The 7,125-nt window shown below is 72.4% G+C and carries 4 protein-coding genes; 3 read left to right on the top strand and 1 reads right to left on the bottom strand.

The window, feature by feature from the left end; translation table 11 throughout:
- Positions 1 to 46: 46 nt before the first annotated feature.
- Positions 47 to 1,135 carry an NADH:flavin oxidoreductase gene (locus tag OG556_RS01810; protein WP_371515507.1) on the bottom strand — a complete coding sequence of 363 codons (1,089 nt, stop codon included), beginning with the start codon at positions 1,133 to 1,135 and terminating at the stop codon, positions 47 to 49.
- 339 nt (positions 1,136 to 1,474) lie between these two features.
- Here OG556_RS01810 and OG556_RS01805 point away from each other — a divergent pair, with 339 nt between their 5' ends.
- The 3 genes from OG556_RS01805 to car all read left to right on the top strand — a co-directional run bounded on the left by OG556_RS01805 (position 1,475) and on the right by car (position 7,090).
- The gene (locus tag OG556_RS01805) at positions 1,475 to 2,266 is read left to right on the top strand and encodes an SDR family oxidoreductase (protein WP_371515506.1); all 792 of its coding nucleotides are present in this window, start codon (positions 1,475 to 1,477) and stop codon (positions 2,264 to 2,266) included.
- A gap of 30 nt (positions 2,267 to 2,296) precedes the next feature.
- Positions 2,297 to 3,493, top strand: coding sequence for a cytochrome P450 (locus tag OG556_RS01800; RefSeq protein WP_371515505.1), 1,197 nt, complete (start codon positions 2,297 to 2,299; stop codon positions 3,491 to 3,493).
- Between the two features lie 147 nt (positions 3,494 to 3,640).
- Entirely contained in the window at positions 3,641 to 7,090 is a 3,450-nt protein-coding gene (car, locus tag OG556_RS01795; protein ID WP_371515504.1) for a carboxylic acid reductase, read from the top strand.
- The last annotated feature ends 35 nt before the right edge of the window (positions 7,091 to 7,125 follow it).

Raw genomic sequence — 7,125 nt, 5'->3', positions numbered from 1 at the left:
GAGGTCGCGGCCCGGCTTCCGGGCGCCCGTTCGTCGAACGGCGCTGTCAGGACAGGCTGGTGAGCACCGCCGGGTCGTACGGGACGGTCCGGGAGAGGTCGCCGCGCAGCGCCCTGGCGGCCCAGTCCGGGTTGGCCAGCAGGGTGCGGCCGACGGCGACGAGGTCGAACTCGTCGCGCTTGAGGCGGGCCAGCAGTTCGTCGATGCCGGTCACGCCGGACCGGCTGGTGTAGCCCTGGGCGAACTCGCCCTCGCCGTACTGCTGGTCCAGGCCGACCGAGCCGACCGTCACGGCGGCCTTGCCGGTGAGCTTGCGCGCCCAGCCGGCCAGGTTGAGGTCGCTGCCGTCGAACTCGGGCTGCCAGTAGCGCCGGGTGGAGCCGTGGAACGCGTCGACCCCGGCATCGGCCAGCGGCGTCAGCAGCTGCTCCAGCTCGGCCGGACTCTCCGCGATGCGGGCCCCGTAGTTGCCGACCTTCCACTGGGAGAACCGGAAGAAGACCGGGAAGCCCGGGCTGACGACCGCGCGGACGGCCTGCACGATCTCGGCGCCGAAGCGGGCGCGGGAGGCCGGGTCGCCGCCGTAGCGGTCGGTGCGCCGGTTGGTGCCGCTCCACAGGAAGTCGTCGATCAGGTAGCCGTGCGCGCCGTGCAGTTCGACGCCGTCGAACCCGAGCCGCTCGGCGGTCGCCGCGGCCTCGGCGAAGGCGGCGACCGTGTCGTCGACGTCCCGCTGGGTCATCGCCCGCCCGGCCGGGGCGCCGTCCAGGCCGATCCCGGACGGGCCTTCGGCGGGCGGCTCCGCCCCGGTGCGCACGACCCCGGTGTGCCACAGCTGCGGGATGATCCGGCCGCCGGCCTCGTGCACCCGCCGCACCACGCGGGCCCAGCCGGCCAGCGCCTGCTCGCCGTGGAAGTCGGGGACGTGGTCGTACGCGCGGGCGGCGGCGCGGTCGACGTAGGTGCCCTCGGTGATGATCAGTCCGACCTGGTGGGCGGCCCGGCGGGCGTAGTACTCGGCGACCTCCTCGCCCGGCACGCCGCCGGGGGACTGCATCCTGGTCATCGGGGCCATCACGATGCGGTTGGGGACCGTCAGATCACCCACGACGAACGGCTCGTCCAAGCTGGACATGCTTTCTCCCGAGTTCTCGGCACTCATGGTGTGAACATTCCGTGTGCGCCTTCTCCGCCGCTCCGGCGAATCGCCGCCGGACCGTGCGGAAAATGGTGTGGTCGGCCGCACATAGGTAACGCACGATTATCTGCCCTGTTGATCGCGGCGTCCAGCGGGTGTTCCTGTCCGTGCTGCATTGCCTCAGGCGATCCACCGCATCGACACAATCATGTTGACCGTGTCCGGGAGATCACGGATAGTGGTGCAGGTGGTTCCGCGTCGCCTTCTGGGTCGCAACTGGAGAATTGATTCCCTTGCCGACCAGTGCCGCGGAAAGGAATTTCCCAGGAACGAAAGGTGGCGGAACCCAGGGTGAGCGAGAGTCGCCTTACCGCGCATATTTCCCACGACTTGGACGGCAAACGGGCCGTCGTCACCGGCGGCAGCCGGGGCATCGGCGCCGCGATCGTGCAGCACCTGCTCGACGCCGGCGCCACCGTCGTCACCTCCGCCCGCAACCCCACCGAACACACCCCGTCCGCAGCCAAGTTCATCCGGGCCGACCTCAGCTCGAAGGACGGGGTACGGGCGTTCGCCGACGCCGCGCTGGACTCCCTCGGCGGGGTGGACATCGTGGTCAACAACGCGGGCGGCTGCCGGGCCTTCCAGACCGCGCTGGAAATCGAGAACGACTGGCAGTACACGGTCGACATCAATTTCCTGGCCGCCGTCCGGCTCAATGCCGCACTCGTGCCGGCCATGCGCGCGGCCGGCGGCGGGGTCATCGTGCACCTCTCCTCCATCGCGACCATTTCCTCCTACCCGATGATCCTGCACTACGCCGCCGCGAAATCCGCGCTGGAGGTGTACAGCAAGGGCCTCGCGGTCGAGTTGGCACCGGACGGAATCCGGGTCGTCGCGATCTCCCCGGGAAACGTGATGACTCCTGGGGCGGATGAGGCGCGCGACAAGATCGTCGACTATCTCGGCATGGAATCCGAGGGGGACTGGGCCGACGAGGTCCCGCTCGGGCGGATCGGTCAGACCGAGGACATCGCCGAGGCGGTCGGCTTCCTGGTCTCCCGGCGCGCCTCGTGGATCACCGGCAGCAACCTCGTCATCGACGGCGGCAAGAGCGCGTCCCTGTGACCGCCCGCCAGGACTGGAAGGACTGACACGATGACCGCGACAGAAGAAGGGCCGCGGGCCTATCCGTTCGGTCCGGCCGAGCAGCTCGACGTGGACCCGAAGCTGGCCGAGGCCTGCAGCGCGCAGCCGGTGCTGCGGGTGAGCCTGCCCTACGGCGGCGACGCCTGGCTGGTCAGCCGCCACGCCGACGTCAGGACGGTGCTGGCCGACCCCCGGTTCAGCCGGGCCGCCGCCGCCGGCGAGGACGTGCCCCGGATCGTCTCGGCCGGCCTGCCCCGCACCTCGATGCTGAGCATGGACCCGCCGGAGCACAGCCGGCTGCGGCGCAGGGTCGCCAACCCCTTCACCGTGCGCCGGGTCGAGGCGATGCGCCCGCGCGCCCAGCAGATCGTCGACGAACTGCTCGACACCATGATCGCCACGGGCTCGCCCGCCGACCTGACCCAGATGCTGACCTGGCCGCTGCCGATCACGATGATCTGCGAACTGCTCGGCGTGCCCGTCGAGGACCGCGACCGGTTCAACGCCTGGGTGGACGGCCTGCTCATGCTCTCCGACCCGGCCCGCTCCGCGCGGGACCGCGGGCACCTCAACGACTACCTCGCCGGCCTGGTCGCCGAGCGCCGCGTCGAGCCCACCAGCGACCTGCTCGGCGAACTGGTCGCCGTGGAGGACGAGGAGAACCGGCTCACCGAGGAGGAGTTGGTCAGCCTCGGGGTCAGCCTGCTGTCCGCCGGCCAGGAGGCCACCGCCAACCAGATCGGCAACTTCGTCTACACGCTGCTGACCAGGCCCGACCTCTGGCAGGAGCTCGTCGCCGATCCCGGCCTGATCCCCGACGCGGTCGAGGAGCTCTCCCGGATCATCCCGATCAGCGCCACCGCCGGCTTCACCCGGATCGCCACCGAGGACGTGGAGCTGGGCGGGCAGACCGTCCGCGCCGGCGACGCGGTGGTCACCGAGTTCTCCCTGGCCAACCGGGATCCGGAGGTGTTCGACCGCCCCGAGGAGATCGACTTCCACCGGGGTATCGTCCCGCACGTCACCTTCGGGCACGGCATCCACCACTGCCTCGGCGCGGCGCTGGCCAGGATGGAACTGCGCGTCGTCCTGGACTCCCTGGTGCGCCGCCTGCCCGGTCTGCACCTCGCCGTGCCGGCCGACCAGGTCACCTGGCGGACGGAACGCCTCATCCGCGGAGCGGACGCGCTGCCGGTCGCCTGGTGAGACGCCCGCCGGCCGGAACGACCGCCCGGGCCCGACGGGCCGGCGGTCGCTTCGGCCGGCCCGCCCCAGTTCACACGTCGACATCAGCCGGACGCCGGACATCAACCGGATGCCGGACACCAGCCGGACGCTACGGGAGGGCTCAGCATGGCCGAACCACTGGAGGCGATCACCGCGGCCGTGCGTGATCCGGACAAGGGACTCGCCGAGGCCATGGCGGCCATCATGGAGGGCTACGGCGACCGGCCCGCCCTCGGCGAACGCGCCCGGGAGCCCGTGACCGGGCGCCTGCTGCCCCGCTTCGAGACCGTCAGCTACCGCGAACTGTGGGCCCGGGTACGTGCCGTCGCCACCGAGTGGCACCACCACCCGGACCACCCGCTGAGCGCCGGTGACCGGCTCTGCATCCTGGGCTTCACCAGCACCGACTACGCCACGCTCGACCTCGCGTGCCTCCACTCGGGCGTGGTGGTCGTGCCGTTGCAGTCCAGCGCGCCGCTGTCCCAGCTGGCGCCGATCGTCGCGGAGACCGAACCGCGCGCCCTCGCGGCGAGCATCGAGCGGCTGGACACCGCCGTCGAGGCCGTCCTCGGGGAGCCCTCGATCCGGCGCCTGATCGTGTTCGACTACCGCCCCGACGTCGCCGAGCAGCGCGAAGCCCTCGCATCCGCCCGGCGGCGCCTGGCCGGGGCCGGCCGCCCGGTGGCCGTCGACCCGCTGGCCGCCGTGGTCGACGCCGGTGCCGGCCTGCCGCCCGCGCCCCTGTTCGTCGCCGCCCCGGGTGAGGACCCGTTGGCGCTGCTCATCTACACCTCCGGCAGCACCGGGACCCCGAAGGGTGCGGTGTACCCCCAGCGGCTGGTCCGCACCGCGTGGAACGGCTTCAGCTACGGCGCGGAGGACGCACCCCCGGTCAGCGTCCACTACATGCCGCAGAGCCACCTCGCCGGCCACTGGGCACTGATGGGCTCGCTCTCCCGGGGCGGCGTCGGCCACTTCACCGCCAGGAGCGACCTGTCCACCCTGCTCGACGACATCGCCCTGGTCCGCCCCACCGAGCTGACCATGGTCCCGCGCATCTGCGACCTGCTCTTCCAGCGGTACCGCAGCGAACTGGACCGGCGCTCCGGCGAACCCGGCGACGTCGACACGGCGGTCAAGACCGACCTGCGGGAGAACGTCCTGGGCGGTCGCGTCACCAAGGCCTTCTGCGGCACCGCCCCGCTCTCCGCCGAGGTGGCGGCCTTCGTCGAGTCCTGCCTGGGCTTCCACCTGTACACCGGCTACGGCTCCACCGAGGCCGGCGGGGTGCTGCTCGACTCGGTGGTGCAGCGCCCGCCGGTCATCGACTACAAGCTGGTCGACGTCCCGGAACTCGGATACTTCCGGACCGACTCACCGCACCCGCGCGGGGAACTGCTGCTCAAGACCGCCACCGCCATCCCCGGCTACTACAAGCGGCCCGAACTCAACGCCGAGATCTTCGACGCGGACGGCTACTACCGGACCGGCGACATCATGGCCGAGACCGGGCCGGACCGGCTGGTCTACGTCGGCCGCACCAAGGACGTCCTGAAGCTCTCCCAGGGCGAGTTCGTGGCCGTCTCCCGCCTGGAGACCGCCTTCGTCGCCAGCCCGCTGATCCGGCAGATCTTCGTGTACGGCAACAGCGAGCGCGCCTACCCGCTCGCCGTGGTCGTCCCCGCCCCGGAGGCGCTGGCCAGGGCCGGCGGGGACGCCGAGTCGCTCAAACCGCTGCTCGTCGAGTCGCTCCAGCGGATCGCCAAGGAGGCCGAGCTCAACTCCTACGAGATCCCGCGCGACGTCCTGATCGAGACCGAACCCTTCAGCGCCGCGAACGGCCTGCTCGCCGACAGCCACAAACCGCTGCGTCCCCGGCTCCGGGAGCGCTACGGCGAGGCCCTGGAACGGCTCTACGCCGAACTCGCCGACGGGCAGGAGCAGCGGCTGCGCGAGCTGCGCCGGGCCGGGCCGGGCCGGCCGGTCCTGGAGACGGTCGGCCGGGCCGCCCAGGCGCTGCTGGGCTGCGCGGGCGCCGAGCTGAGCGCCGACGCGCACTTCACCGACCTGGGCGGGGACTCGCTGTCCGCGCTGTCCTTCGCCGCCCTCATGACGGAGATCTTCCGGGTCGAGGTCCCGGTCGGGGTGGTGATCAGCCCGGCCAACGACCTGGCACGGGTGGCGGGTTACATCGAGGAGCGGCGCAGCTCCGGCGCCGCGCGGCCCACCGCCGCCTCCGTCCACGGCGAGCACGCCACCGAGGCCCGGGCCGGCGACCTCACCCTGGACAGGTTCCTCGACGCGGCGACGCTCGCCGCCGCCCCGACGCTGCCCCGCCCCGACGGCGCCGTCCGCACCGTCCTGCTCACCGGGGCCACCGGCTACCTCGGCCGCTTCCTGTGCCTGGAGTGGCTGGAACGCCTGGCGCCCGCGGGCGGTCGGCTGGTCTGCGTCGTCCGCGGCGCCGACGCCGCCGTCGCGGCGAAGCGGCTGGAGGCCGCCTTCGACAGTGGTGACGCCGAACTGCTCCGGCGGTACCGGGAGTTGGCCGACGGGACGCTGGAGGTGCTGGCGGGCGACATCGGCGAGCAGCGGCTCGGCCTGGCCGAGGACACCTGGCAGCGGCTGGCCGACACCGTGGACCTGATCGTCCACCCGGCCGCCCTGGTCAACCACGTGCTGCCCTACGACCAGCTGTTCGGGCCCAACGTCGTCGGCACGGCCGAACTGATCCGGCTGGCGCTCACCACCCGGCTCAAGCCCGTCACCTACGTGTCCACCGTCGCCGTGGTGGCCGGTGCCGCGGCCGAGGCCCTCGACGAGGACGGCGACATCCGCGTCACCAGCCCGGTGCGCCACCTCGCCCGGGGCACCGCCGGCGGCGCGCACGACGACGCGCACGGGTACGACGGGTACGCGCAGGGGTACGCGACCAGCAAGTGGGCCGGCGAGGTGCTGCTCCGCGAGGCCCACGACCTGTGCGGACTGCCGGTCGTCACCCTGCGGTCGGACATGATCCTCGCGCACGGCAGGTACCGGGGGCAGCTGAACGTGCCCGACGTGTTCACCCGCCTGCTGCTCAGCCTGCTCGCCACCGGCATCGCCCCGGGCTCCTTCTACCGGGGCGGCGGGCGTGCCCACTACGACGGCCTGCCGGTCGACTTCACCGCCGAGGCCGTCACCGCGCTGGGCGCGCGGGCCACCGAGGGCTACCGGACCTTCAACGCGCTGAACCCGCACGACGACGGCGTCAGCCTGGACACCTTCGTCGACTGGCTCATCGAGGACGGCCACCCGATCCGGCGGATCGACGACTACGACGACTGGCTCGCCCGGATCACCACCGCGCTGCGCGCCCTGCCGGAGAAGCAGCGCCAGCACTCGCTGCTGCCCCTGCTGCGCGCCTTCGCGCGGCCCGGGGAGGGCGTCCCCGGGTCGGCGATCCCCGCCGCCGGGTTCCGGTCCGCCGTGCGGGCCGCCAAGGTCGGCGCCGACCAGGACATCCCGCACCTGTCGGCGGCCCTCGTCCGCAAGTACGTCACCGACCTGCGCCACCTCGGCCTGCTTCCCCACTGACCGCAGCACCGCACCACCGCACCACCACCCCGCAT

This window comes from Kitasatospora sp. NBC_01300 (assembly GCF_041435235.1).
Classification (GTDB): Bacteria; Actinomycetota; Actinomycetes; order Streptomycetales; family Streptomycetaceae; genus Kitasatospora.
This window is presented reverse-complemented; position numbering and strand designations above follow the sequence as displayed.

Excerpts from the sequence above, each read along its gene's own strand:
- OG556_RS01800 (WP_371515505.1), top strand. The coding sequence starts at position 2,297 with ATGACCGCGACAGAAGAAGGGCCGCGGGCCTATCCGTTCGGTCCGGCC.
- OG556_RS01810 (WP_371515507.1), bottom strand. The coding sequence starts at position 1,135 with ATGTCCAGCTTGGACGAGCCGTTCGTCGTGGGTGATCTGACGGTCCCC.
- car (WP_371515504.1), top strand. The coding sequence starts at position 3,641 with ATGGCCGAACCACTGGAGGCGATCACCGCGGCCGTGCGTGATCCGGAC.